Consider the following 26,473-nt stretch of genomic DNA (forward strand, 5'->3'; position numbering starts at 1 on the left):
GGTCAATTTTTGAGCCCGCCCCCCGGCACGTGTGACAGCGCGAAAAACTGTGACAAAATAACCCATATAACAACATAGCCTCAAGCAAGGGCCGCCCTGGGAGGCGCCCCGTGACCAAGGCCCGAGTCCTGACGGACCCGGGTACTCCCAGGACAACCGGAAGTGCCCCATGACACCCCGGACGGATCAATCGAGGCTGACATCTTACGCGAGGCTGTAAACCCATGCAGGAAGATACCCAGGCGCCCGAGCGCCAGTCAGCGGATGTCCTGATCATTGGCAGTGGCGCCGCCGGCCTGAGCCTGGCGTTGCACCTGGCCTCGGAGCGCCGGGTGGCGGTACTGAGCAAGGGGCCGATCACCGAAGGCAGCACCCTCTACGCCCAGGGGGGCGTATCGGCGGTGCTCGATCGGAAAGATTCCATCGACGCTCACGTACGCGACACGCTGGGCGCAGGAGCTGGCCTGTGCGATGAAAAGGCGGTGCGCCACACGGTGGAGAACGGACCCCAAAGCATCCAGTGGCTGCTGGACCTGGGCGTCCCCTTCACGCGCGAACCCACCGAGAATGGCCGGGTGCAGCTGCACCTGACCCGCGAGGGAGGGCACAGCCACCGCCGCGTGGTCCATGCCGCCGACGCCACCGGCCAGGCCATCGAATCCACCCTGGTGGAACAGGTACGACGTCACGACAACATCCAGTTGTTCGAACATCACATCGCCGTCGACCTGATCAACAGCGCCAAACTCGGCCTGCCCGGAGAGCGCTGCCTGGGTGCTTACGTGCTGGACCTGGACCGCCAGCAGGTGGAGATCTTCGACGCATCGGCCGTGGTGCTGGCCACAGGCGGTGCCAGCAAGGTGTATCTCTACAGTAGCAACCCGGATGGCTCCACGGGTGACGGCATCGCCATGGCGTGGCGGGCCGGCTGTCGGGTGGCCAATATGGAGTTCATGCAGTTCCATCCCACCTGTCTTTTCCATCCCAAGGCCAAGTCCTTCCTCATCTCCGAGGCAGTACGCGGCGAAGGCGGCCGCCTGCTGCTACCCAATGGCGACCCTTTCATGCATGATTTCGACCCCCGCGGCGAGCTGGCTCCGAGAGACATCGTCGCCCGGGCCATCGACCATGAAATGAAGCGCCTGGGAGCCGATCATCTGTTCCTGGACATCTCCCATAAACCGGCCGACTTCATCAAGGGGCATTTCCCCACCATCTACAAGCGCTGCCTGGAATTCGGCTTCGACATCACCCGCGACCCACTGCCGGTGGTGCCCGCCGCCCATTACACCTGTGGTGGGGTGGTCACCGACCTCAGCGCACGCACAGACCTGGATGGACTATACGCCATCGGCGAGGTGGCCTACACCGGGCTTCACGGGGCCAACCGCATGGCCAGCAACTCGCTGCTGGAATGTCTGGTATTCGCCCGTTCAGCCGCAACACACATTCTCGCGCACACGGATCACGTCACCCGTGACGCCCAGATACCCCCCTGGGACGAGAGCCGGGTCACTGATTCCGACGAAGAGGTGGTGGTTTCGCACAACTGGGATGAGCTGCGCCGTTTCATGTGGGACTACGTGGGCATCGTGCGTTCCAGCAAGCGTCTGCAACGGGCCCTGCGCCGCATCGAGTTACTCCAGGGAGAAATCCAGGAGTATTACAGCAATTTCCGGGTGAGCAACGACCTGATCGAATTGCGTAACCTGGCCGTTGTGGCAGAGATCATCATCCGCAGCGCGCTCTCCCGGCAGGAGAGCCGGGGCCTGCACTACACCATCGATTATCCCGATACCGATCCGGCACTGGATGGCATTCCCACCTTGCTGGTGCCCGGGGGCACCCCGGGTAGGGAGTTGCCCCATGCGTGATCTTCTTGAGGAATCCACCATGCCCCCGGAGCCCCCCTTGCTTGAGACACCACTGCTTATCGATGCGCGCGCTCTTGAGGCCCGACTTCAGGATGCCACTCTTCGAATCATTGATGTGAGCGAGGCGGACCATTACGCCCAGGGGCATCTGCCTGCCGCCGTGCATCTGGATTACCCTCGCCTGCTGAGGGATGACCCCCCGGCCATGGGCATGATTCCCGAAGCCCATGATCTGGAGCAGCTATTCCGGGAGTTGGGCATTCATCCCGGCAGTCACGTGGTGGCTTATGATGACGAGGGAGGTGGCAAGGCCTCGCGTCTGCTGTGGACCCTGGCAGTGGTGGGTCATGAGCGGTTGTCATTGCTGGATGGGGGGCTGGAAGGCTGGCGCCGGGAAAACATGCCGGTGACCACCCAGGAACCCAGCATTGATCCGGGCGACTACCCGGTGGGCACGTTTGACCATTCACAGGTAGCCGATCGAGACTGGATCCTGTCGCATCTGCACGATCCCCGCGTGGCATTTCTGGATGCCCGCAGCCCCGAGGAATTCGATGGCAGCGATGTCCGCGCCGAACGTGGCGGGCACATCCCCGGCGCCATTTTGTACGAATGGACTCGGGCCATGGATGAGGACCGAGACCTTCGATTGCGCCCGGAGAAGGTGCTGCTGCAGGAGTTGGGCACCCAGGGCCTCGCCCGCGACAAGGAGATCGTCACCTACTGTCACACCCATCACCGTTCCGCCTACACCTGGCTGGTGCTCAGGCATCTGGGCTTCGAGAAGGTGCGTGGCTACCCCGGAAGCTGGTCCGACTGGGGCAACCGCCCGGACACCCCCATCGAACCCTGAGCCCGGCTAAACCTTGAGCAGGTGCTCCCGGTAGTGGCGCAACTCGGCGATGGAATCGCGAATGTCCTGCAGGGCCTGGTGCGTGGCATCCTTGGAGAGGGAGTTGAGCACTTCCGGCGCCCAACGCCGCGCCAGCTCCTTGAGCGTGCTCACATCCAGGTTGCGGTAATGGAAGAATGCTTCCAGGTCGGGCATGCAGCGGTGTAGGAAACGCCGATCCTGGCAGATGGTGTTGCCGCACATGGGCGATGTGCGTGCCGGCACATATTCCCTCAAAAAACGCAGGGTGGCCTGCTCGGCATCCACCTCGTTGTACATGCTGCCCCGCACCCGCTGAAGGAGTCCGGAGCGGCTATGCGTGCTGTGATTCCAGTCGTCAAGACCGCCGAGAATTTCCTCGCTCTGATGAATGGCGATGACCGGCCCTTCAGCCAGGATGTTGAGATTCTTGTCAGTGACGATGGTGGCAATCTCGATGATGTAGTCCGACAGGGGGTCCAGACCGGTCATCTCAAGGTCAATCCAGACCAGGTTATCCGGGTGAGGGCTCATGGGGTTCCTTTTTTGTTCGAACGTGACGACTGTGGCACAGTCTACACCGTAGAGACGCACATTTTCGAGGCGGCCCGCGCCGCCCTGGGAGGTTGCATGAATGAGTCACTGAGCCAGAAGCAATGCGTACCCTGCGAAGGTGGGGTCGCCCCTCTTGATGAGAGCGCAACCAAGGGAATGATGGAGAAGCTCGCCAACGATTGGCAGCTATCCGAGGACGCCAGGACATTGAGCCGCACGGTGCGCTTTCGCAACTACCATGAAACCATGGCATTCGTGAATGCCGTGGCCTGGATTGCCCACCAGCAGGATCATCACCCGGACATGGCCGTAAGTTACAATCAATGCCGGGTGGATTTCGCCACCCATGCCATTGGCGGCCTGTCGGAGAATGATTTCATCTGTGCCGCCAAGGTGGATCAGCTGCTGCACACTTAGACAACCCACGGAACACACAATGACCCAATCCATGGCCGGCCGGGTGGTCACCCGCTTCGGATCACAGGTATTAGTGGAAGACGACCAGGGAGCGGTCCACCGCTGCACCACCCGCCGGCGCCTGGAGCATGGCGTGTGCAATGACCGGGTGCAGTGGCATCGGGATGCGCAGGGGCACGCCGTGGTCACCGACATCCTGCCACGCACCAACCTGCTGGAACGGGTTGACCCTCGCGGCAACCACAAGAGTGTGGCGGCCAACCTGAGTCAGGTGGTGGTGGTCATTGCGCCGGCTCCGGAACCCAACTGGTCGCTGGTGGATCGGTATCTGGCGGCCATTGAGCGCATGCCCGCCCGGGGCGTGATCCTGTTTAATAAAGTGGACCTGCTGCCCATGGGGAGCCCGTTGCCCTCACCCCTGACCGAGTATCGGGACCTGGGTTACGACGTCATACACGCCAGTGTCCCGCACGATCGGGGCATGGATACGCTCCGGGCTGCACTGTCTTCGGGGGTGAGTGTGCTGGTGGGTCAGTCGGGGGTGGGCAAGTCTTCCCTGGTCAAGGCCCTGTTGCCGGACCTGGAGATCCGCATCGGCGCCCTCTCCGAGATGGGGGGCGAAGGTGGGCGGCATACCACGACCAATGCCACGCTCTATCCCCTGGAATGTGGTGGCGCCTTGATCGACTCCCCTGGTGTCCGTGACTTCACGCCCGGGCCTGCGTCCCGGGAGGCGCTGGTGCAGGGCTTCGTGGAGCTTCGCGAACGGGCGGGCGAATGTCGATTTCAGGACTGCAGCCACACGGTGGAGCCAGGCTGTGCGGTGATCGAGGCGGTGAAAGCCGGGCACATCAGCCCACGACGATATGAGAGCTACCGGAATCTGCTTCCGGGGTGAATCGGCCGGTGGCTCCGATGGCTAGAAATTCACGCCCATCTCGATACCGAAGATCTCCACATTGCTCTGGGTGGAGCCGGTGCCACAATCAAGGCAATCCAGCCCCGATGCGTCAAGCCCGCCTCCCCCAAGACCCGGAGATGATAGCCGATAGCGGTCGTAGTAGAAGTCCAGGCGGAACTCGTTGCCCCTCAGCAGAAAGAGGTTGCTGAAGTTCACAAAACTCCCGGAGTGGTACTGGGACATGTGAGCCGGGTCCTGACCAAACATCAGGGAGGCCAGGTCCAGCTCGTCATCCAGGTCCAGGGGGTATTTCAGGCCCATATGCAAACGTCCGCGCCATTGTTCCGTCTCGAAGACCGGGCCTGCCCCGATGCGGGTGTAAAAAACGGGGTGCAGTTCATCCTCGAAGCCACCGACCCGACCGGCACTCTGCAATCCCCGGTCCCAGGCCTGGCGAACCCGGTCATAGCCCACGCCCATTACCAGATCGTAACGCACCCGGTCCGCCACATAGCCCAACTGGTAGCCTCCCACGGCCTCGATGCCAGTCCCCGTCATGCGCCCCCTGGGTGCCGGTACACGATCGGCCTGACGCCGCAGGTCATAATCCAGGCTCTCGCGGAAAAGACGCCCGTCCAGGGCCCTCAGGTGTCCGTTACCCTGGGTGAGGAAATTCTCCCAATACGGCCCCACGGTGAATCGCGGCCCTACCTCGGACTCGCCCCCCCAGGCACTGGGGACATCCCACTGAGACAGGTTGACACCAGGAGATAGCGCCGGATGCAGTGCCTCGTCCGCACTCACGCCTGCTGCGCACGACAGCACCGCGCCCAGGCATAGAGTGGAGAGAGACTTGTTCATTTCAGCGATCCTCAGTGAATGGTCAGCCCGGAGGCCACTCCATCTGGCGCCCGCCCAGCACATGCAAGTGTACATGGTAGACGGACTGTCCACCGTCTGCATTGCAGTTCATCACGGTTCGGTAGCCATCCTCAGCGATCCCCTCCTGCTGTGCCACGCGAGTGGCCACCCACTGCAACCGGGCCAGGACGGCATGATCTTCCTCGGTCAGGTCGTTGAGGGTGGCAATATGCTTGCGCGGTATCACCAGCACATGCACCGGCGCCTTTGGGTTGAGGTCACGAAAGGCCACGACCAGTTCGTCCTCATACACCTTGTCAGCAGGGATGGTGCCTTCGGCAATCTTGCAAAAAATACAATCGGTCATGCATTCCCCATCACGGTTTTCAGGCGGATGGTGTGTCCGCTCATTCAATATTCCCGGCGCCCGTCAAAGGCATGAGACAAGGTTCCACGGTCCACATATTCCAGCTCGCCCCCCAGGGGGATCCCATGGGCAATTCGGGTGGTGCGGATACCCCGTGACCGGGCCATTTCACTGATGTAGTGGGCTGTCACCTCCCCCTCCACGGTAGTGCCCATGGCCAGGATCAGTTCAGTCACCTGCCCTTCGCCCAGTCGCGCCTCCAGTTGATCCAGACCGAGTTCCTCGGGGCCCACGCCATCCAGGGGAGACAACTGCCCCAGCAGGACATGGTACTGACCGCGAAAGCCGGTGGCCTGCTCGATGGCCAGTACATCCGCAGGCGCTTCAACCACACACATCACCTGCCGGTCACGACTCGAATCGGCACAGAGATGACAGACTTCATGCTCGGTGAGGGTGCGGCACACCCGGCAGTGGCCGATGCGCTCCACGGCCTCGCGCAACACAGCCGCCAGGCGCAGAGCCCCCTCGCGATCCCGCTCCAGCACATGCAATGCCATGCGCTGGGCGGATTTCGGGCCCACGCCGGGGAGGCATCTCAAGCCCTCCACCAGGCGCTCCAGCAAAGAGGTTTCGGCCACGGCGGGCTCAGAAAGGCATCTTGAAGCCCGGGGGCAGCCCCATGCCCTGGGTCAGGTTGCCCATGTGTTCCCGGGTCATGTCTTCAACCTTTTGCACGGCGTCATTCATGGCGGCAGTCAGCAGGTCCTCCAGCATATCGCGGTCATCCTCCAGCAGACTGGGGTCGATGCCCACCTTGCGGACGGCATGCTTGCCGGTCATGACCACGCTCACCAAACCGCCGCCGGCTTCACCGGTCACTTCCATCTCGGCCAGTTCAGCCTGCGCCTTGGCCATGTCTTCCTGCATCTTCTGGGCCTGCTTCATCAAATTGCCAAGTCCGCCTTTCAGCATATCTTCACCTTACGTACGTCAGTGGAATCAAGAGGCCTAGTGTAAAGCCTCGGGGTCAATGAAACATCATCGCCAGCCCGAATCCATGACCTGGACCGGGCCGGGCGTCACTCCAGATCGCGCGGGCGCACGGAACCCGGGATCAATTCTGCGTCGAACTGATCTTTCAGTCCCTGGGCCCAACGATCCTGGTCAATGGACTGCTCGGCCGCCCGTTGACGCTCCGCATCGCGACGCGCGGCCATGGCCGCTGGGGTATTTCCCTGGGCATCCCCTACCTGGATGGTGAGCTTCACCTCGTCGCCCAGGTGCCGGCGCAGGGCTTCCTGCAGCTTGTCCTGGGCCTTGGTGGTCCTGAAGTTATCGTGCTGACGTGCCAGGCCCAGGACCAACTCACCGCCATCGTAGCGCAACAACGCACAATGGCTGGCCAGCTGACCGGGGATCCCCCCGAGCCCCAGGCTGGCGGCCAGTTGTGGCCAGTCCAGTTCGCCACTCCCGGAAGCCGGGACCGAAGGGGCCGCCGTGACCTCGGAAGGTGTCGATGAAGGCGCGGAGACGGGTTCTGGCCCGGGTGACGACGCAGGTGGGCGTTTGCCAGCAGGCACGGGCGAAGGCGTCTGGGTGGCAGCAGCCACCGGTTGCGCGGCCTCCGCTGGCCGGAACGCCAGCATGCGTAACAACACCATCTCCATACCCGCGCGGGGCTCCGGCGCCAGGGACAGGTCGCGGCGACCCATCAGGGCGATCTGATAGAACAGCTGGACATCCTCAGGTGACAGGCGCGATGCCAGGTCCCTGAGCATGGATGGGTCATCGGGCAGACTGTCCGCCACCTCGGGCACTTGCTGAACCAGGGCCAGATGATGCAGCAGGGTGATCACTTCCCCCAGCACTGCGCCATAGTCCGGCGCTTGCTCCGAGAGCGCGTCCACCGCTGCCAGCAGTTCACGGGCATCGCCCTCGGCCAGGGCCTCCAGAAGCCGCTTCAGATGGTCTCGGGAGATGGCACCGAGCATGTCCAGCACCTCGGCCTCGCGCAGTACGCCGCCCCCGAAACCGATGGCCTGATCCAGCAGACTCAGGGCGTCGCGCATACTGCCCGAGGCGGCCCGGGCCACCTGCATCACCGCCGCCGACTCGGCCTGGATACCTTCCCGCTCCAGCAACTGGAGCAAATGGCTCTGGATCATCTCCGGCGGCATGGCCTTGAGATTGAACTGCAGGCAACGGGAGAGCACGGTCACCGGTAGCTTTTGCGGATCCGTGGTGGCCAGCAGGAACTTGACGTGGGGCGGCGGTTCTTCAAGCGTTTTGAGCAGGGCATTGAAGCTGTGGGTGGAGAGCATGTGCACCTCGTCCACCAGGTAGACCTTGAAGCGGCCCCGGGTGGGGGCATAGGGCACGTTTTCCAGCAGATCCCTGGTGTCTTCCACGCGGGTGCGGGAGGCGGCGTCCACCTCGATCAGGTCGATAAAGCGGCCCTCATCGATCTCACGGCAGGCGCTGCATTGGCCGCAGGGCTGAGCAGTGATGCCCGTTTCGCAGTTGAGACATTTGGCCAGAACGCGGGCGATGGTCGTCTTGCCCACGCCACGGGTGCCGGTGAACAGATAGGCATGATGGAGGCGATCTTCACGCAGGGCATTGGAGAGGGCGCGCACCACGTGGGGTTGACCCACCAGTTGTTCGAAGGTGCGGGGACGCCACTTGCGGGCCAGGACCTGATAGCTCATGGATCTCGTTGCGGGTCGCTGAAGAGTGCCAAGCCCGGCATGGCCTCGAAAGGGTGGCAACCCACACCAGCCACACCCCGGCGCCCAAGTCCACTGCTACCGTTGCTCCCTTCCGGGCCTGGCGGGGTTCACAGCTTGTTGTCGCGAGGGGACCGGTGCAGGTCACCATTGCTCGGTATTGACGGCGCACGGGCGCCGGAAAGGCGTTGAATTATGCGGGCTTTGCTGCAGGAGCGTCAAGCCACGCCGCGCTCACGCTCCAGTTCATGGATGTGCAGGGCATCGGCCTGCACCGCTTCCCGGGCCACCTCCAGCAAATGCCGGTGATGAGTGAACAGCATCACCTGCCCCTCTCCGGCGAACCGTGCCAGCGCCTGAAGGATCAAACCGGCCCGGGCATCGTCTGAGGTCATGAGCACATCATCCAGGATGACCGGCATGCCGGGGTGCGACTCCCGTCGCAACTCCAGGGCCGCCAGGCGCAGTGCCAGGTAAAGCTGATCGCGGGTCCCCTCACTCATGGCATCCACGCCGATCAGGGTGCCGTCATCCCGCATGGCCTTGAGCACCGGCACATCCTGGGATTCATCGGCCTCCAGGCGCGCATAGCGCCCCTGAGTCATCAACGCCAGATACTTCGAGGCGGCCGCCACCATGGGCGCCTGGGAACGCTGTCGGAATCGATGCAGCGCCTCCTGCAGCAACCCATGGGCCAGACGCAGGCGCAACCAGGGCCGGATCGCCCCCTGGATACGGGCGGCAGCCGATTCCATCGCTTCCCGGGCACGGGCCGCCTCGCCGGAGGTATCCACCGCTTCAAGCTCCCTGCGGGTACGTTCTTCCACCCTGCGAGCCTCGGCCACCGCCTGCCCCAGGCGTTCGATCTCCCCCTGACAACGGGCCTGATCTGCTTCGATGGCGATCACGTCCAACCCCTCCAGACGCTGTCGCAAGTCCGCCTCCGAGCGAATGGACGCCAGGGCCAGCTGCTGCTGCCGCTCCTCCAGGCCCATACGCACCTGACGTTTGCGGTCGGCTCTGGCCTCGATCTCGGGCAAATCGTCCTCACAGACCCCACCGGCCGCCTGGCACAAGGCCTCAAGCACCCTGGCCTGGGTATCGAGTTCTTGCCGGGCCCGCTCCCGAGCGGTCGCGGCCGCGCCCTGCTCCTGAAGCCACATGGCCCGCTGATGCTCCCGTTCCCGGGCAACCCGCAGTCTCATCTGCAACTGCCCCGCATGGTCATCCGGCGAGCTGGGCGCGGGTTCACCCAGAAGATGGGCCAGACTGGCCACCTGATCCTGAAAGTCCCGCACCAGCGATTGCTGACGTGCTTGCGCGGCGAGAAGATCCCCCCGCTCGACACTCAGGGCCTCCAGGGCATCCAGTTCCTCCAGCCGGGCGCGTACCGTGGCTGGTCCTGCCGTCGCGGGCAGACCCAGGCGTTCATGCCACGCGGAAACGGCGCGGGTGCGGGCCTGCCACGCCCGTTCCATGGCGTCGATGTCCCGCACCAATGCATCCCGATCCCTTTGCCGGATGCGTGCGTGGCGCTCTCGCTCCTGACGGCGCCCCTGGGCGGCGGTGGCCTGGCGTTCCCAGGCACCCGCCTGCTCGATCAGCGTGGCGAGGTCCGTCCCAGCCGGGCGCTCGCCAACGGCACACAAGGCCTGACTCAGTGCCTCCATGGCCTGTCGACGCTGCTCATCACGCTCGGCCTGGCTGCGCTCCAGCCTCTCCACTCGTCTCGCCAGTTCCAGCAGGGCCTCGCGGCGCGCCTGCCATTGCCCCAGGGCATCGGGTGAAAGATCCGGCAGTCCCTGAGCCTGCAAACGCGCCTGCCAGTGTTCAATCCATGCCTCACGCTCCCGCTGCCCTTGCGCAAGCCGGGCCTGGATCTCCCCATGGCGTTCATCCATGGCCTTGATCCTGCCCTGGCATTCCTGGATGCGCGCAGCTTGCCCGGCATTCTCCCTGAGCTGATCTGCCTGATGATCGGCCTGCACCTGAGCAGCCTCAAAGCTCTCCGGCAAGGGGCGCGTCAGTTCCAGATCCTGCATTGCCGTTTCCGGAGCGCCCTTGCCTTCCACGTAGGTCTGCCTGAGACGCGACCACAGGGCATCGCGCCACGCCCGGGCTTCGAGCAGGGTATCGAGGGTCACCACCCGACCGCCTGCCGTCAACTGCTCCAGTTGCCTGGCCTGCTCCTGCCGATCCCGTTGCAGGCGCGACTGCTCCTCGTTGAGCGCCCGCAGGGTGTCCTCCACCGCGTCCCGGGCATTCCGGGCCTCATCCAACTGAGCCTGCATCAAGGGCCGGGCCTCCCGCACGGCCTGAAGCTCCGTCTGCCCCATATCCGCCAGATGCTGCTGCAACTGGCCGTGCATATCTTCCAGATCCCGCTTCACGGCCTGGGTATCTGTGGTCACCTCACCCAGGGCCCGGGCCTGATGCAGCGCCTGGGCAAGGGATTCGCTGGCCGTCACCTCGGGGGCTGCCGCCTCGTGCTCCGCCTCCCGCTCGGCGGTCTCCAGCGCCTCCAGGCGCGACCGTCGATCCTCCAGACGCGGCCCGATCACTGCCAGCTGATTGAGGTCCTCCTCCAGGGCAGCCCGATCGGCCGCTGAAGGCAGATGTTTCAATAACTTCTGCACATCGGCCTTGTGGTCCAGGCGTTGGGCCTGTTCGGCCAGACGGGCATCCAGCCGCTCCACGCGAGCCTGCTGACGGTAAAGCTCCACTCGGGCTTCGGTGACTGTCTCCAGGCGCCCGGCCAACCGCTCGATGGTGGCAGCGTGCTCCAGCAGTGGGGTTTCAATCACCAGGGCCTGCAATCGGAGTTCGCATTCCTGCCACTGGGCCTCGGCATCCCGAAGATCCTGGCGGGCGCGGCCGCGAGCCTGCTGGGCCGACAGGCGTTGCTCGCGGGCCTCGGCCGCCAGGTCGGGCACGGTGTCAAGCGATGCAAGCTCCTTGCGCAAACGGTCCAGATCCTCCAGAAGCGGCGCCACGGTTCGCAGACCCGCCAGGTCCTTCTCATGCCGCTGGGCTTCCTCCAGCGTTTTCTCCAGGGTGGTGAGTTCTTCCAGGGCCTGCTGATGACTGCGTTCCAGGGCTTGCCACTCGGCGGGTCGCGTGAGTGCATCCCTGTGGACCTTGCGCTGCCCCTCCAGGGTCGACCGGGCCTCATTGATCACCGCCTGGGTGGCCCGTCCATGTGAACTGAAAAGACCTTTGGCATCCGTATCCAGGGCCTCGAGTATGCCGGCGATGCCCCGGGTGCCGGCGCTGGCCTCGAACAGTGCGGATCCCAGCTCCCCCTCCCCCTTGAGCAAGCGATCCCCGCCCTCGCGCAATCGCAGGTGATCCAGGCCAAACATGGCCTCGAAGGCCTCTCGCGTCAGCCCACCCGTGAGTTGCTGCTCCTGCTCCGGGGTGGCCGCGGGCGCATCGGTCAGGGTGTGGTCCTTGCTGTCCGGCCTGTGCAGGGTAAGGCCCCGCCCCTTGCGACGCGCCAGATAGACGGGCTCCCCCCGGGCATCCACAAACACACCTGCAATGCGCAAGCGATTGAAATCATGAACGAAGTTGTCGCGACTGCGTACCGGGATACCAAAACGCAGATCCGTCATGGCCCGCAGTGCCGAGGATTTACCAGCCTCATTGGGGCCGTAGATCAGGTGCAGACCGTCGGCGTCCCGTCCATCATCGGCCTGGCCAAAGACGATCTGCGTGTCGGTGAACGGCCCGAAGGCCTGAAGATCCAGCCGAATGAGTTTCATGATTCGCCCTGCCCCGCCTCGCCCAGCCGTGCCAGCACGGTGGATTCGGCATCCAGCAGCAGATCCCGCACCTGCTGTTCATCCTTCAGCTCCACCCAGTCAGGGAGTTCCACCTCGCCGGGGATCTTGTCCAGAAGACCCGCAAGCGGCTGTTGCAGGAATTCGGCAGCCCTGTCGGGATCCTCCATCATTTCATCCACCAGTCGCAGCAACTCGCCCACGGCGTCATCCCGGGCCGCCACCTGACCCCGCTCCAGCGGACGACTCAGGCGCACCCGCACCTGTTCCACCCATACCTGAGGCCCATTCAGGTCCTGCGCGGCGGCCCGCACCTGGGCTTCCAGCGTGCCGGGCTGACGGGCCTCAAGATCCTGCAAGGCACTCATGCCGGTGAGTTGCACACGCACCGCATGCAGTCGCTCCAGATCCCCGTCCAGCGCTTCTTCCAGGGCCCCGGAGGCACGGCGCACGAAGGCGGCGATATCCTTGATATCGGTGACATCCAGTGTGAGCCGATGCCAGCGCACCACATCCAGGGGCGTGAATTCGGACTGGATGCCCGCGGGCGTGACCCGCACCAGATCGCAGCCCTTGGGGCCGGTTTCATTGGCATGACGGCCTTGCAGGTTACCGGGAAAGACGATGCGCGGGCTTTCACACACCACCTCGCGATGATGCACATGCCCCAGCGCCCAGTAGTCGTATCCCTTGGCGGTGAGCGCGGCCATATCGGTAGGGGCATAACGGTCATGGCCCGGCCGCCCACTCAGGCTGGTATGCAACAGCCCGATATTGAAGCAACCGGCCACCGGTGCCGGGTATTCAGGTACCCAGTCCTCATCCACGGCGCGATTGGGAAAGCTGCGGCCATGAATGGCCACGGAGAGCGGCTCCAACTGCTCTGTCTGTGCCGTTCGGCTGGAGAATACGGTCACGTTTTCGGGCAAATGCAACTGGCGACTGATCACCCCCTGGGCATCATGGTTGCCCTGCACCATGAACACCCGCACCCCACCTCGCTCCAGGCGAACCATCTGCTCGCGGAAGAAAAGGCCGGTATGAAAATCCTGCCAGTCCCGGTCGTAGATGTCTCCGGCCAGCAGCAGGAAGTCCACCCGGGCATTCAGGGCGGTGTCCACCAAGGCCTCCAGGGCCTGGCGCGTCGCGTTGCGCAAACGCTCCACCGGCGCCCCTTCATAACGGTCCAGCCCCTTGAGTGGGCTATCCACGTGCAGATCTGCCGCATGCAGGAAAGTGAAGTTCATTGAATCGTCCCGATGTCCTTTTTACCGTGGCAGGATCATCCCCCGCCCGTACAAGGGTGGCGGGCAACCTGCTACCATTGTTCCACCTCAATCTGCCAGTACCGCACACCATGATGACGAACAATCCTGAGTACCGCCGGCATGCCACCGTTCCGGTTCGCGTGGGCCATGTCACGGTGGGTGGCGACGCCCCGGTGGTCATTCAATCCATGACCAACACCGACACCGCCGACATTGACGCCACTGCCAGGCAAGTGGCCGACCTGGCCCGCGCTGGCTCCGAACTGGTGCGCATCACCGTGAACACCGACGAGGCCGCCGCGGCCGTTCCCAGGATTCGCGAACGCCTGGATGCCCTGGGGGTAAACACCCCGCTGGTGGGTGATTTCCACTTCAACGGCCACAAGCTGCTGAGCAAGTACCCGGCCTGCGCCGAGGCACTGGCCAAACTGCGCATCAACCCGGGTAATGTCGGCCGCGGGGCCAAACGTGATACCCAGTTCGCACAGATGATCGAGATGGCCTGCCAGTACGACAAGCCGGTGCGCATCGGTGTGAACTGGGGCAGCCTGGATCAGGATCTGCTGGCCCGTATGATGGACGAAAACGCCCGCCAACCCCAGCCCCTGGGCATGCATGACGTCAATCGCGAGGCCTTGATCCAGTCGGCGCTGGGCAGCGCCGCGCGGGCCGAGGAGATTGGCCTTCCCGGGGACCGGATCATCCTCTCCTGCAAGGTCAGCGGCGTGCAGCCCCTGATCCGCGTCTACAAGGACCTGGCCTCGCGCTGCAACTACCCCCTTCACCTGGGCCTCACCGAGGCCGGCATGGGTGTGAAGGGGATCGTCGCCTCCACCGCCGGTCTGGCGGTTCTGCTGCAAGAGGGCATCGGCGATACCATCCGTGTTTCGCTCACCCCGGAGCCGGGCGCGGAACGCACCAAGGAGGTCATCGTCGCCCAGGAGATCCTGCAAAGCCTGGAGCTGCGCCGATTCCTTCCCGCGGTGGTGGCCTGCCCCGGTTGCGGCCGCACCTCCAGTGATTACTTCCAGCACCTGGCCCAGGACATCCAGAACTACATCCGCCACAAGATGCCCGAATGGAGTCGGCAGTATCCGGGTGTGGAGGAGATGACCGTGGCGGTGATGGGTTGCGTGGTGAACGGCCCTGGCGAGAGCAAGCATGCCAACATCGGCATCAGCCTGCCGGGAACCGGCGAGACGCCCATCGCACCGGTCTATGAGGACGGCGAAAAGACCGTCACCCTCAAGGGCGAACGCATCGCCGAGGAGTTCCAGGTGCTGGTGGAACAGTACATCGAACGCCGTTACGGGCAATAATCCCTCAAGTTGGCGGGGGTGCCCTCAGAGGCGCCCCCGCCCTGCCTGTCGCAACGACTCCAGATGGGCAGTGGCCAGTTCAACCAACGTCTTGAAACCCTTCAGCGCCCGCCGATCCAGTGCGCAGACTTCTGAGCGGCGGTCCGCATAGACCAGGCCGTAAGGCTGATCCCCCACAAACACCGAATGGGCGAAGAACTCTCGCACACCGATGAGGGTGCGCATGGAGTGGGGTACGCGCGGCCAGACCTCGTCACAATTGGAGGGGTTCAGCCAGAAGGCCGAGGGCCGCTTCATCATCACCGCGATCAGGTGCCCCCCGGCCAGATTGAGTTCGAAACGATTGAAGGCCGGCTCGTGATCCGTCCCCTCCATGCGCTCGGCCGACAGGGTGTCACCAATATCGCTGAGTCGCGCGAATACCACCCGGTTCAGCCCCAGGCCCTCGTGCAACCCCTCCAGTAACACATCCAGTACCTGATCGCGGTTCTCCAGTGAATGGGAGGCCAATTGGCTGCGGGCCTGCTCATACCGATCAGACCGGGGCATGAGGCAGAATACCGGCTCGGGCGGCCTGGCGCCCTTTTCCCGATAGGCCTTGACCCTCTCTTCGTCCAGCAAGGGAACGGGATCCAGCCCGTATAGATCCACATGGGCATTGAAATGCTCGGTGGCACCATTGATGTAGTCCGCCAACTCCTCGGAGCTACAGTCCAGATACCGAGCCGCCTGGTCCAGGTTACCCCCCACGCCCGGGTGGTCCCAGGCCGCCATTGCATCCCGGGCCAGGTTGGAGGCCAGCATGACCCCCATGGCCCGGGCATGACGGGCGTTGGCAGGACACATGCACTCGCGCACCATGGCAGGCAGTTGCCAGCGCTCCGCCAGGGCATGACCCACCGTTTCCAGGCTGACATCCAGGGCCACGTACTCGGCTTCATGGGGCAGCACCTGTCCGTCACGAACCAGCTCCATGTAGCGCGCCATGCGCCGCTCGTCATGGATCGTCCAGACCAGTTCCCCAAGGTCATACAACAGCGCCGCCAACCCCACCTCGGAGGGGATCATGTCGTGACGGTTTTCCGCCCAGGCCTCCGCAAGCGTCGCCGCGTAGGCCACCCTGCCCGCCAGGTAACGGTAATAGGACTGGGCATTCGTGGAGAGCACATCCGGCAGCTTTTCAAGTTCCTGGATGGCCCGTTTCAGCCCGTCGGTGCCAATCATCATCACGGCCTCGTCCAGGGCCACCACCTCGGTGCGAAAGTGACGATGGGGTACGCCATTGGCCACCCGAATGAGCTTGAGGGCCAGCCCCGGATCCCGCTGCACCAGGCGCCCTAACGCTCGCATGCTCATCTGAGGGTTGGCGTCCACAATGGACAAGATGGCGGCGGTTCCCTGGAGCAGCGGCAGGTCCCGATCACCCAGGTGATGCACCCAGTCCGCCAGCGATTGTCTGTCCATCAATGTGGCTCCTAATACCTAATGAGTGTGACGGGCGTCTTGATTGCGTTATTATCGCGTGGTTTTTTCTCGGCAAGCCAGCCCCGCAGTCATCGCGCCAACCCGGAGGATAGCGGCTCGTGAATCTGATCATTGGCTCAATCATCGTTACCGTCGCCGTATTGGGTGGCTGGGCGGCGCACGGCGGGCAGCTGATCCTCATCTGGCAGCCGTACGAGTTTGTCATCATCTGTGGGGCGGCACTGGGCGCCTTCGTCATCGCCAACCCGATGAAGACCATCATCCAGGTGTTCAAGGCGATCCCCAGGCTCATGGGCGGTTCCACCTATACGAAGGACGACTATCTTCAACTGCTCGGCCTGATGTACGAGATGTTTTCCAAGGCCCGCAAGGAAGGCCTGATGTCCATCGAGGCGGACATCGAAGAACCCGAGAGCAGCCCACTCTTCGAGAAGTACCCCCGTATTGCGAAGAATCATCATGCGGTGGAGTTCATTTGTGACTACATGCGTCTCGTGGTGAGCGGGGCCATGAATCCATTCGAACTGGACAACCTCATGGACATCGACCTGGAAACCCACCACGAGGAGGTGGCCGAGCCCTCCCATGCGGTGGCCCGGGTGGCCGATGGCCTGCCGGCCTTTGGTATCGTCGCGGCGGTGCTCGGCATCGTGAACACCATGAGCGCCCTGGACGGTCCCATCGACAAGATCGGTGGTCTCGTGGCGGCCGCACTGGTGGGAACCTTCACCGGTATCCTGCTTGCCTATGGTTTCGTCGGGCCCATGAGCTCCGCGCTCGAGCGCCGGGCCGAGGAGGAAGCCAAGTTCTTCGCCTGTCTCAAGGCCTGCATTCTCGCCAACGTCCAGGGTTACAGCCCTCAGGTGGCGGTGGAATTCGGCCGCAAGGCCATGGCGTCGGACCTGCGCCCAAGCTTCGCGGAACTGGAATCCCACCTGCGCGGCGCCAAGGAGTAAGGGCCCATGGCGGCCGAAGACAAGAAGCAACCCATCGTCATCAAGCGGGTGGTCAAGAAGGCAGGCCACCATGGTGGCGCCTGGAAGATCGCCTTTGCGGACTTTGCTGTCGCCATGATGGCGTTCTTCCTGTTGCTCTGGATTCTGGGGATGACCGATGATCGGCAAAAAGCCGCCATTTCGGAATATTTCCAGAACCCGTCGGCTGCCATGGGGATCAGCCCCACGCCCCCCTACCCCACCGAGGGTGACGGCGCTTCTCCATCCATCATTGATTTTGAAGGGGCCATCGACATGGATCGTGCCGAGGAAATGGCACGCGAACAGGACGAGGAGCGCCTGGAATCATTGATGGAAGTGCTGGAAGAAGCACTGGACAAGAGCCAGGCCCTGGAGCCCTTCAAGGATCAACTGTTACTGGACATCACGCCCGAGGGTCTGCGGATACAGATCGTGGATCGCGAAAACCGCCCCATGTTTGACCTGGGCAGTGATCGTCTTCTGAATTATTCCCAGGCGATCCTGCGCGAATTGGGTGCCATCATCAACGCCGTGCCCAATCGCGTCACCATCACCGGGCATACCGACGCCCGCCCCTTCCCCAGTGCCGACTACACAAACTGGGAGCTGTCCACCGACCGGGCCAATGCGGCACGGCGGGCGCTCGTGGCAGGCGGCATGGAAAGCGACAAGGTGGGCCGCGTCATGGGCCTGGGTTCCACGGTGCTGTTCAACAGGGACAATCCCCAGGATCCCATCAACCGGCGCATCAGCATCATCGTGATGAACAAGGAAGCGGAAGATGCCATGTACGAGACCACGGCAGTGGAATACGACGGTGGCGACACGAGCCCCTTCTGAAGCTGCGACCGGGTCACGAAACGATGCGTTGATAGGCATCCCCCTGCTGGATGATCATGGCACCGGATAACACTGACGATGAACTTCACCTTCCGCCAACTCAAGGCCTTCGAGGCCGTGGCCCGTCACCTGAGCTATACGCGGGCGTCGGAGGAACTCCATCTCACCCAGCCCGCCGTCTCCATGCAGATCAAGCAGCTCGAGGAGCATGTGGGCCTGCCGCTGTTCGAACAGATCGGCAAACGCATCCATCTGACCGACGCTGGCCGTGAGCTCTACCACTACAGTTGTGCCATCGCCGCACAACTGGCAGAGGTGGAAATGGTGCTGGACGAGATGAAAGGTCTGCGTCGCGGCCATCTCACCATCGCAGCGGCCAGCACCGCCAACTACTTCGTGCCCCGGCTCATCGCCGCCTTCTGCAATCGTCATCAGGGGGTCTCGGTCACCCTGGAGGTGAGCAACCGGGAGGAACTGCTAAACCGACTGGCCATCAATGCCATGGATCTGGCCATCATGGGACAACCCCCCACATCAGAGCCCATGGCCCACCCCTTCATGGAAAACCCTCTGGTGATCATCGCACCACCGGAGCATCCCCTGGCCAACGAGAAGGACATCCCATTGAGCCGTCTCTCGGGGGAGTGCTTTGTCATGCGTGAGACAGGTTCGGGAACCCGTGGCGCCGCCGAACGCTTTTTTGCGGAGCACGGCGTGGCCCTGCGCGCAGCACAGCAGATGCACAGCAGCGAGGCCATCAAGCAGGCGGTGGAGGCCGGCATGGGCCTGGGCGTCTTGTCCCTGCATACCCTGGAGATGGAGTTGCTGTTGAACCGGCTGGTGGTGCTGGACGTGGAAGGCTTCCCCATTCGGCGGCACTGGTATGTGGTTTACCCACGTGGCAAACGCTTTTCGCAAGTGGGACAAGCCTTCCTGGATTTCACCCTGCAGGAGGCCCAGCACGTGCTCAGGGTACCGCCTGTGGCGACCGGCCAGGATGCCTCTCGAGGCCCGAACATATCGACCTGAAAATCAGGTATTGACGACCCTCACTGCCCTCCCTATAATCTGCGCTTCTCTCGTATCGGGCGGTTAGCTCAGCGGTAGAGCACTGCCTTCACACGGCAGGGGTCACTAGTTCGATCCTAGTACCGCCCACCAAATGCAGTAAGAAAAACAGCCGCTTAAGGGAAACCTTGGCGGCTTTTTTCTTGCCATGACGAATTGTATCCCCCACCCTCACTCGGTAAACTCCACGCACCGCCATAAAAAGGACTCTGGGCTATCCGCAGGCCATGCCGGAACCATGGCCTCTGCTCATGCCGTGCCCGCACGGCCTCAAAATTGCCGGCAATGACCCAAGACGATGTCCATCCCAATCATGCCTTGAAACGCGCTCAGCATGCCGTTGAGCAGGGTGATTTCGAACAGGCCGAGGATCTGCTCAAACAGGGTGAAGTGAGCCTGGCCGAGCTGGTACAGACCCTCAGCGTGTATGAGTCGGAACTGGAGATCCAGAACGCCGAGCTGCGCGAATCCCAGTTTGTCACCCAGCGGTTACTGGATAACTACGCTGCCTTCTTCGGCGGCCTGCCCATGGCATCCCTGGTGGTGGATCAAAGCGGCATGATCCTTGAGGCCAATGAGGAGGCCACAAAGGTGTTCAGGCTCGACGTGAGCCATCTGCGCCGGAAACGGCTGTGCAGCCTGGTGGAGCGTGAGCACGAGGCCATCGTCCAGGTGACCCTGCGCCAGGCTGAGCGAGAAGGCCAGGCCCGGCTGGCAAACATCCGTTTTAGTGCCAGCCCCGCGCAGCGGGATCACTTCCCGGGGGAACTGCACGTGGCACGCCTGCCCGGCCGCGACGGCCGGGATGTGGAATTTGCCTGCGCCCTGGTGGACCTCACCGAGCGGGTGCGTCATGAGGAGGAGTTGCGCATTGCCCATGAGCAATTGCGCGAGAGCGAACGCGGCTATCGCATTGCCGCCCAGCACTCACCGGACTGGGATTACTGGTACGGGGCCGATGGCCGGTATGTCTATGTCTCTCCCGGCTGTGAGGACATCAGCGGCTATCCCCCGGAGGCCTTCCTGAAGGATCCGGACCTCATGTACACGCTCTTCAGTCCGGAGGATGCCCAGCGCTGGCGCCAGCACCTGGCCGAGGTGGCCCACCAGGAAAGCGATCTACCCCACATGGCTCTGGAGTTTGCCGTGCATCGCCCGGATGGCGAGATCCGCTGGATCGAGCACTACTGCCAGCCGGTGGTGGACGACGACGGCACCTACCTGGGTCGGCGCGGCGTCAATCGCGACATCACCGAGCGCAAGCTGGCCCAAGCGCGTCTTGAGCAGATCTTCCGGCTGTATGCGACCCGCACCCAGGTGAATCAATGCATCAACCGCATCGATGACGAAGGGACTTTATTGCATCGCACGGCCAGCATCGTCGTGGAACAGGGCGGCCTGGATGCCTGTGCCATCAGCCTGCGCCACCGGGGCGATGCCCAACTGAAAAAGCCCGTGGTCCATGGACTGACCGAGGAGCAGGCCCGGGGACTGCCCCTGCAAGAGACCTGGGAAATACTGCGTGGCAATCCCTGGGAATGCCTGAACGACCGTCCCTTGCTTTGCAAGGATTGCGAGTCCCCCGATACGCCCGAGGCCTGGCGGGAATGGGCGGGCGCCAACGGCATACGTACCTGCGTCCATTTCGTGCTGTTCCGCGGCGATGAACTATTGGGCCTGGCCAGCTTCATGGGTCGCGACAAGGACCTGTTCACCGAGGATGTTCTGCACTCTCTGCGAGGCATCGTCGAGGACACGTCCCATGCGCTGCACCAGATGGAGCGGGAGCGCAAGCGCCGATCCATCGAAACCGCCGCCCAGGAGCGCGAAGCCAAAACGCTGGCCTTCACCCAGGCCATCATCGACTCGCTGCGCTCCAGCATCTGCGTGCTGGATCACGAGGGCACGATCATCGCCGTAAACCGTGCATGGGATGATTTTAGTCGCCATCACCAAGGCGCCCAGGACCCGGTGGGACAGGGCCTCAACTATTTCTCGCTATGCAGCGCGGTTCAGGGTGAATCAGCGGACGAGGCGCGACGGGTCGCGACGGGTATCCGGCAGGTTCTGCGCGGCCAGATGCCCCATTTCGAGGACGAATACCGAATCGCTGGTACGGCCTTCATGGTACTGGCCACCCCTCTGGACGGGGGACCCACATCCGGTCGACAGTTAGTGATCAGCCACAAGGACATCAGCGAACGCAAGCAGACGGAGGAAGATCTGCGCCGGGCGAAGGAAGAAGCCGAACGGGCCAGTCGCGCCAAATCCGAATTTCTCTCCAACATGAGCCATGAGCTGCGCACCCCCATGAATGCCGTGCTCGGTTTTGCCCAGTTACTGGAGACCGATCCCACGCTGGATGAGATCCAGGCTGACAGCGTGGGCGAGATCCTCAAAGGCGGTCGTCATCTGCTGGACCTGATCAATGAAGTGCTGGATCTGGCCAGCGTGGAGGCTGGCCGGGTGGAACTATCCATCGAAAGCATCCCCCTGCGGGAACTCGTGCGCGAGTGCCTGATGCTGCTCACCCCCCTGGCCGACGCCCGACAGATCCGCATCGACCCGGGCCACGACGAGGATTGCGTGGTCCTGGCCGACCGTATACGACTCAAGCAGGTGATGATCAACCTGCTTTCCAACGCCATCAAGTACAACCGGGATGGCGGTGATGTGCGCCTGGATATCCGCTCGGATTTCGAGGGATGGCTACGCATCAGCGTGACCGACACGGGCAAGGGCATTTCTCCAGACAAGCTCGACCAACTCTTTCAGCCCTTCAGTCGCCTGGAGGGGTGCATGGAGGGCGTTGAGGGCACGGGAATCGGGCTGGCCATCAGCCGTCGACTGATGGAGGTCATGGGAGGAGAGATTGGCGTGGACAGCCAGCCAGGAGAGGGCAGCACTTTCTGGTTGCGCCTGCCCCAGGGGGTTCAGGAGTCCGTCGAGGTGAGCCGAATGGAACCCAGCAGCCAGCCCGCACCCATGGGGGATGCAACCCAGACCCACACCGTACTGCATATCGACGACAATCCGGCCAACCTGCGACTTGTAGCGCAGATCCTCACCCGCCGCCCTCATCTGCGCCTGCTCAGCGCCCCCGATCCGAGCCTGGGCCTGGAGCTGGCCACCGCCCATGCACCGGACCTGATCCTGCTGGACATCAACATGCCCGAACTGGATGGCTACCAGGTACTCAAGCGGCTGCGCGCCAGCCCGGATACGACCCGCATCCCGGTCATGGCGCTCACGGCCTTTGCCACCGAACGCGACGTGGAGCGGGGTATCAGCGCAGGCTTTGACGAATACCTGACCAAGCCCCTGGACGTGGAGCACTTCTTGAGCGTGCTGGATGCGCTGCTGCAAAAGGCTCAAAAGGAGGACGGCCCCCTTTCAAGGGACCAGGCGAGTCAAACAACTGGGGTCACAGGCAGGTAGCCGCTGGAGAGCGACGGTCCTTCAACGGCCGGGACCAGAAAGAGGCGGGGTTTTTCAGGGGGTTTCCCCGAGGCTGGGCGGGATGCAAATGACAGAGCAATCCCGCCCAGCAGTCGGGCATCAAACGCCTTGAGGCCAGTTCAGCCCAGGGTTGACTTGCCCGTTTGCTCAACCGCGACCTGCTCGACCGTGTCGACCAGAGAGGCGGTATGCATCCAGTTGAAGCGCTCGGTGCTCAACAGGATGAAGTGGATCAAAAGGGCCAGCACGGCCAGGAATGCAAACAGGGCAACCAGCGCTCTGCGCGGATCGAACAGCAGCCAAGTACGCCACATAGTGAAATCTCCTATATCGGAAAGAAACTGCTTTTACTGCTTCGCTGAGAGTAGTGCTTCAGACCTGATTCGCCATTCAGGCGAAGGGTCTTACCAAGCCACACCCCAGGGACGCCACATCCAGGCCAGAACGTGGGCCACCGCGGCAACCGCCAGAAAACCCATCATGCTGGTCATGAAGACACCATGAAACTCCATGGCCTCTTCTTCGTTCAGCCCCGAGAGCGAACCTTTCGTTTCGTCAACCATTTAAATTCCCTCCAAATGAGACCTATTGGCAAATACCGCGTCGATTCAACGCGATCACAGACTTCGGAGCAGACACTACACGAGGATAATTTCCACGATAGTGATCCAGCACAAGAAAATCCCAGACGCTCGATTTTCCTCGGTCCATCAGATAAGCGAACCTGCACCCAACGCGGTGGTCTCAACGGAGTACAGGCATACCAGGCCGCTTCTCAGGTCATTCCCATGCGCACACTGCTGCTCCCCATTCTGCTGGCTTCGGTGGCACTGGTGGCTTGCGCCGCAACGCCCGAGGGCATACCCGCAACGGGCCCGGACAGTCCACACCTCACAGAGGTACGAGGCAACGCTGAGCGCTTCCAGGGAGCGCAGGTGCGCTGGGGTGGCTCGATCGCCGGGGTGGAAAACCAGGAGCACGGCAGCCTGGTTGAGGTGGTCTCTCGTCAACTGGATAACCGTGGGCGGCCACATTCCGGGGACGGCAGCGACGGCCGTTTTCTCGCTGTGGTGGAGGGCTTCCTCGATCCTGCCATTCATACCCCCGGGCGCGCCTTCACCGTGACCGGAACCATCGACGGGATCGCCACGCGCCCTGTGGGTGAGCACAAATACGACTATGTACGCGTGCGCACAACCGGACACCATTTGTGGCCTGAGCCACGAACCGACCGATCGTACCGTCACCCCCCTCCGTACTTCTACGACCCTTGGTATGACCCCTGGCATCCGTGGTATCCCCACCCCCGCGGACTGCGTCGGTGGTGAAGCCGCCCCCAATCATTTGCAAGCCAACGGACCGGACATCCGATTGGTTCCTGAACGGACGCGGCGGGTCGTTCAGTCCACTGCCACCCAGTACTGAAGGCTGAACCAGCCTTTCTCGTCCTCCCAGGTGCGATGCAGGGCAAAGCCTGTTTCGGCCGCCAGCGACTGCAGGGCCGGCTGAGTGTATTTGTGGCTGTATTCGGTGATGATGGCCTCATCCGTGGCGAAGTGAAAGGTCTCGCCAGCCAGGTGCACTGCCTGCGGACAACGGCTGACCAGATGCATCTCCATGCGTCCAGCGTCCGCGTTCCACACCGCCCGGTGGCTGAAATTGCCGATATTGAAGTCCGCACCCAGCTCCCGGTTGGCACGCTCCAGCAGGTTGAGATTGAAGGCGGCAGTGACGCCCTGGGCATCATCGTAGGCAGGGATGAGCACTTCGGACGGCTTTTGCAGATCCACCCCCAGCAACACCGCGCCCCCGTGACCGACGACCCGGCGCAGGGTACGCAGCAACTGCCGCGCCTCTTCGGGGGTGAAATTGCCCAATGTGGAGCCAGGAAAGAACACCACCCGGCGCCGCGCCCGCAGCCGCGGCGTGGGGAGCGAGAATGGCCGGGTGAAATCTGCCGCCACCGGCAGGATCTCCAGTTGCGGAAAAGCGGCCTCCAGAGGCCCCAGATTGGCCACCATGTGCTCCAGACAAATCTCCATGGGCACATAAGCAGCGGGTTCCCGCAGGTGTTTCAGGATCAGCGGTACCTTGGTGCTGCTGCCACTGCCCGGCTCCACCAGCATCACGCGTGGCCCCAGGACCCGGGCCATCTCGGCGCCATGCTGCTCGAGGATGCGACGTTCGGTGCGCGTGGGGTAATACTCGGGCAACTCGCAGATGCGATCGAACAGGCGCGAACCCACCTCATCGTAGAAGTACTTGGGCGAGGTCTGCTTCGGGCGCCCCGACAAGGCCGTGAGCATGTCCTGCAGGAACACTTCCCGCTCGTCGGCGGGGGAATTGAGGCGTTGTGCGTTTGCCGGCATCAGTCGATATCCTTGGCCAGCCGGATCCCCATGAACTGCCAGCGGTCTCCGGGATAGAAGAAATTGCGATAGGTGATTCGAGCGTGCCCGGGCGGGGTCACGCAGGAGCTGCCGCGCAGCACCATCTGGTTACACATGAACTTGCCGTTGTACTCCCCAATGGCCCCGGCGGGCGCCCGGTAACCGGGGTATTGCACATAGGGGCTGGAGGTCCACTGCCATACGTCGCCAAAACACTGGCGCAGGCCACTGCCCTGTGCGGCGTCGGGATGAAAGGCAGAATGCCCGCCCTGCCCCACCGGTTCGATCCCGGCCTGTTCAACGGCGGTCTCCCATTCGGCCTCGGTGGGCAACCTGGCGCCGGCCCAGCGGGCAAAGGCGTCGGCCTCGTAGTAGCTCACATGGCACACGGGGCGGGATGGATCCAGGGCCTGTTCGCCCAGCAAAGTGAACTCCGAGTTGTACTCCCGGTTCCAGTAAAGCGGGCGGTCCCAACCCTGGGCCTGCACGGTGGCCCAGCCGTCGGAAAGCCAGAGTTCCGGGGTGCGGTAGCCACCGTCGCGAATGAATTCCAGGAATTCACCGTTGGTAATCAGGCGGTCCCCCAACCGATGAGGTTCCAGCCATTGCCGATGCCGCGGGCGCTCGTTATCGAAACAGAAATCGGCCCCCTCGGAACCGATGTCCACCAACTCCCTGGACCCGGGCAGGAACTCCAGGGGTGCCACGGATACCACCGCGGAAAGCGAGCCATCACGGTAGGCCGGACACAGTGGATTGGCAGCCAGCACATGTTTGATGTCCGTGAGCATCAGCTCCTGGTGCTGCTGCTCATGGTGCAGTCCAAGCGTGACCAGTTGCGCCAATTCCGGATCGTCTCCACGTTCACCCAGCAAGTTCAGCAGGTGTTCATCCACATAGGCACGGTAGGCCATGATCTGGTCGACGCCGGGGCGCGTGATCTGGCCGCGTTGCGGACGGGGGTGCATCTGCCCCACTGTGTAATAGTAGGAGTTGAAAAGGTAACCGTAACGTTCATTGAATCGGCGATAACCCTTTGCGTGGGGATGCAGGATGAAATTTTCGAAAAACCAGGTGGTATGCGCCAGATGCCACTTGGTGGGGCTCACGTCGGCCATGGTCTGCACCGTCATGTCCTCGGCGGACAACGGTGCCGCCAGGGCAACGCTGTGATCCCGGACCGCCTGGTAACGGTGGCGCAGGGTTTGAAGAGTAACCTCGGTCTGCGTAACGTCTGGCTGGGCAATATCGGGCAGGGCACTCACGGCGGGCTCCTTACAACCATGGGTTCTGTCAATGGAAGTTAAACT

Annotated in this window: 23 protein-coding genes, 1 tRNA gene and 1 other RNA gene; 11 read left to right on the forward strand and 14 right to left on the reverse strand. The window is 63.0% G+C overall.

What is annotated here, in order from left to right:
* The first annotated feature begins 224 nt into the window (after positions 1–224).
* Entirely contained in the window at positions 225–1,874 is a 1,650-nt protein-coding gene (gene nadB / locus LPW30_RS10480) for an L-aspartate oxidase (protein WP_025281045.1), read from the forward strand.
* A complete protein-coding gene (locus LPW30_RS10485; RefSeq protein WP_239680810.1) occupies positions 1,867–2,727 on the forward strand; it encodes a sulfurtransferase in 861 nt (286 codons plus the stop codon). Before nadB ends, LPW30_RS10485 begins: the two co-directional genes overlap by 8 nt.
* Before the next feature lie 6 nt (positions 2,728–2,733).
* Here the strand turns inward: LPW30_RS10485 and orn are convergent, their stop codons facing one another.
* Positions 2,734–3,279, reverse strand: a complete 546-nt coding sequence (gene orn / locus LPW30_RS10490; protein WP_025281043.1) for an oligoribonuclease — start codon at positions 3,277–3,279, stop codon at positions 2,734–2,736.
* A 96-nt stretch (positions 3,280–3,375) separates the two neighbouring features.
* On the opposite strand from orn, the gene LPW30_RS10495 reads away from it, so the two are divergent.
* Positions 3,376–3,717, forward strand: a complete 342-nt coding sequence (locus LPW30_RS10495; protein ID WP_239680811.1) for a 4a-hydroxytetrahydrobiopterin dehydratase — start codon at positions 3,376–3,378, stop codon at positions 3,715–3,717.
* 19 nt (positions 3,718–3,736) lie between these two features.
* Positions 3,737–4,615: a ribosome small subunit-dependent GTPase A gene (rsgA, locus tag LPW30_RS10500; protein WP_239680812.1), complete on the forward strand. Its 879-nt coding sequence runs from the start codon at positions 3,737–3,739 to the stop codon at positions 4,613–4,615.
* A gap of 21 nt (positions 4,616–4,636) precedes the next feature.
* Here the strand turns inward: rsgA and LPW30_RS10505 are convergent, their stop codons facing one another.
* The 8 genes from LPW30_RS10505 to LPW30_RS10540 form a co-directional block, all read right to left on the reverse strand.
* Positions 4,637–5,479 (reverse strand): hypothetical protein, encoded by an 843-nt coding sequence (locus LPW30_RS10505; RefSeq protein ID WP_239680813.1) that lies wholly within the window; start codon positions 5,477–5,479, stop codon positions 4,637–4,639.
* 22 nt (positions 5,480–5,501) lie between these two features.
* Complete coding sequence (locus LPW30_RS10510; RefSeq protein WP_025281039.1) at positions 5,502–5,846, reverse strand: histidine triad nucleotide-binding protein; 345 nt, start codon at positions 5,844–5,846, stop codon at positions 5,502–5,504.
* A 44-nt stretch (positions 5,847–5,890) separates the two neighbouring features.
* Positions 5,891–6,487, reverse strand: coding sequence for a recombination mediator RecR (recR, locus tag LPW30_RS10515; RefSeq protein ID WP_025281038.1), 597 nt, complete (start codon positions 6,485–6,487; stop codon positions 5,891–5,893).
* 7 nt (positions 6,488–6,494) lie between these two features.
* Positions 6,495–6,821, reverse strand: a complete 327-nt coding sequence (locus LPW30_RS10520; RefSeq protein ID WP_025281037.1) for a YbaB/EbfC family nucleoid-associated protein — start codon at positions 6,819–6,821, stop codon at positions 6,495–6,497.
* 107 nt (positions 6,822–6,928) lie between these two features.
* Positions 6,929–8,557, reverse strand: coding sequence for a DNA polymerase III subunit gamma/tau (gene dnaX / locus LPW30_RS10525; RefSeq protein ID WP_239680814.1), 1,629 nt, complete (start codon positions 8,555–8,557; stop codon positions 6,929–6,931).
* A 61-nt stretch (positions 8,558–8,618) separates the two neighbouring features.
* Positions 8,619–8,715, reverse strand: an RNA gene (gene ffs, locus LPW30_RS10530) — signal recognition particle sRNA small type.
* Positions 8,716–8,793: 78 nt separating this feature from the next.
* Complete coding sequence (locus LPW30_RS10535) at positions 8,794–12,339, reverse strand: ATP-binding protein (protein ID WP_239680815.1); 3,546 nt, start codon at positions 12,337–12,339, stop codon at positions 8,794–8,796.
* A complete protein-coding gene (locus LPW30_RS10540; protein WP_239680816.1) occupies positions 12,336–13,604 on the reverse strand; it encodes a metallophosphoesterase family protein in 1,269 nt (422 codons plus the stop codon). The genes LPW30_RS10535 and LPW30_RS10540 overlap by 4 nt, the downstream gene beginning before the upstream one ends.
* A gap of 110 nt (positions 13,605–13,714) precedes the next feature.
* On the opposite strand from LPW30_RS10540, the gene ispG reads away from it, so the two are divergent.
* Complete coding sequence (gene ispG / locus LPW30_RS10545) at positions 13,715–14,944, forward strand: flavodoxin-dependent (E)-4-hydroxy-3-methylbut-2-enyl-diphosphate synthase (protein WP_239680817.1); 1,230 nt, start codon at positions 13,715–13,717, stop codon at positions 14,942–14,944.
* Positions 14,945–14,968: 24 nt separating this feature from the next.
* Here ispG and LPW30_RS10550 read toward each other — a convergent pair whose 3' ends face one another.
* Positions 14,969–16,408 (reverse strand): HDOD domain-containing protein, encoded by a 1,440-nt coding sequence (locus tag LPW30_RS10550; protein WP_239680818.1) that lies wholly within the window; start codon positions 16,406–16,408, stop codon positions 14,969–14,971.
* 119 nt (positions 16,409–16,527) lie between these two features.
* Between LPW30_RS10550 and motA the strand changes: the two genes are divergently transcribed.
* The 5 genes from motA to LPW30_RS10575 all read left to right on the forward strand — a co-directional run bounded on the left by motA (position 16,528) and on the right by LPW30_RS10575 (position 22,752).
* Entirely contained in the window at positions 16,528–17,385 is an 858-nt protein-coding gene (motA, locus tag LPW30_RS10555) for a flagellar motor stator protein MotA (protein WP_025281031.1), read from the forward strand.
* 6 nt (positions 17,386–17,391) lie between these two features.
* Positions 17,392–18,246: a flagellar motor protein MotB gene (gene motB / locus LPW30_RS10560; protein WP_239680819.1), complete on the forward strand. Its 855-nt coding sequence runs from the start codon at positions 17,392–17,394 to the stop codon at positions 18,244–18,246.
* A gap of 78 nt (positions 18,247–18,324) precedes the next feature.
* Positions 18,325–19,275, forward strand: coding sequence for a LysR family transcriptional regulator (locus LPW30_RS10565; RefSeq protein ID WP_239680820.1), 951 nt, complete (start codon positions 18,325–18,327; stop codon positions 19,273–19,275).
* A gap of 57 nt (positions 19,276–19,332) precedes the next feature.
* Positions 19,333–19,407, forward strand: a tRNA-Val gene (locus tag LPW30_RS10570).
* Positions 19,408–19,599: 192 nt separating this feature from the next.
* Entirely contained in the window at positions 19,600–22,752 is a 3,153-nt protein-coding gene (locus LPW30_RS10575; protein ID WP_239680821.1) for an ATP-binding protein, read from the forward strand.
* A gap of 140 nt (positions 22,753–22,892) precedes the next feature.
* Here LPW30_RS10575 and pufA read toward each other — a convergent pair whose 3' ends face one another.
* Together pufA and pufB are read right to left on the reverse strand one after the other, a co-directional pair.
* Positions 22,893–23,087, reverse strand: a complete 195-nt coding sequence (pufA, locus tag LPW30_RS10580; RefSeq protein WP_025281026.1) for a light-harvesting antenna LH1, alpha subunit — start codon at positions 23,085–23,087, stop codon at positions 22,893–22,895.
* 90 nt (positions 23,088–23,177) lie between these two features.
* Positions 23,178–23,336, reverse strand: a complete 159-nt coding sequence (gene pufB, locus LPW30_RS10585; RefSeq protein ID WP_025281025.1) for a light-harvesting antenna LH1, beta subunit — start codon at positions 23,334–23,336, stop codon at positions 23,178–23,180.
* A 225-nt stretch (positions 23,337–23,561) separates the two neighbouring features.
* Here pufB and LPW30_RS10590 point away from each other — a divergent pair, with 225 nt between their 5' ends.
* Complete coding sequence (locus tag LPW30_RS10590; protein WP_084306560.1) at positions 23,562–24,101, forward strand: Slp family lipoprotein; 540 nt, start codon at positions 23,562–23,564, stop codon at positions 24,099–24,101.
* Between the two features lie 72 nt (positions 24,102–24,173).
* On the opposite strand, the gene egtD is transcribed toward LPW30_RS10590, so the two are convergent.
* Positions 24,174–25,142: an L-histidine N(alpha)-methyltransferase gene (gene egtD, locus LPW30_RS10595; RefSeq protein ID WP_239680822.1), complete on the reverse strand. Its 969-nt coding sequence runs from the start codon at positions 25,140–25,142 to the stop codon at positions 24,174–24,176.
* On the reverse strand, positions 25,142–26,428 hold the full coding sequence (gene egtB, locus LPW30_RS10600) for an ergothioneine biosynthesis protein EgtB (RefSeq protein WP_239680823.1): 1,287 nt from the start codon (positions 26,426–26,428) through the stop codon (positions 25,142–25,144). Before egtB ends, egtD begins: the two co-directional genes overlap by 1 nt.
* Positions 26,429–26,473: the final 45 nt, after the last annotated feature.

This window comes from Ectothiorhodospira variabilis (assembly GCF_022227625.1).
Lineage (GTDB): Bacteria > Pseudomonadota > Gammaproteobacteria > Ectothiorhodospirales > Ectothiorhodospiraceae > Ectothiorhodospira > Ectothiorhodospira haloalkaliphila.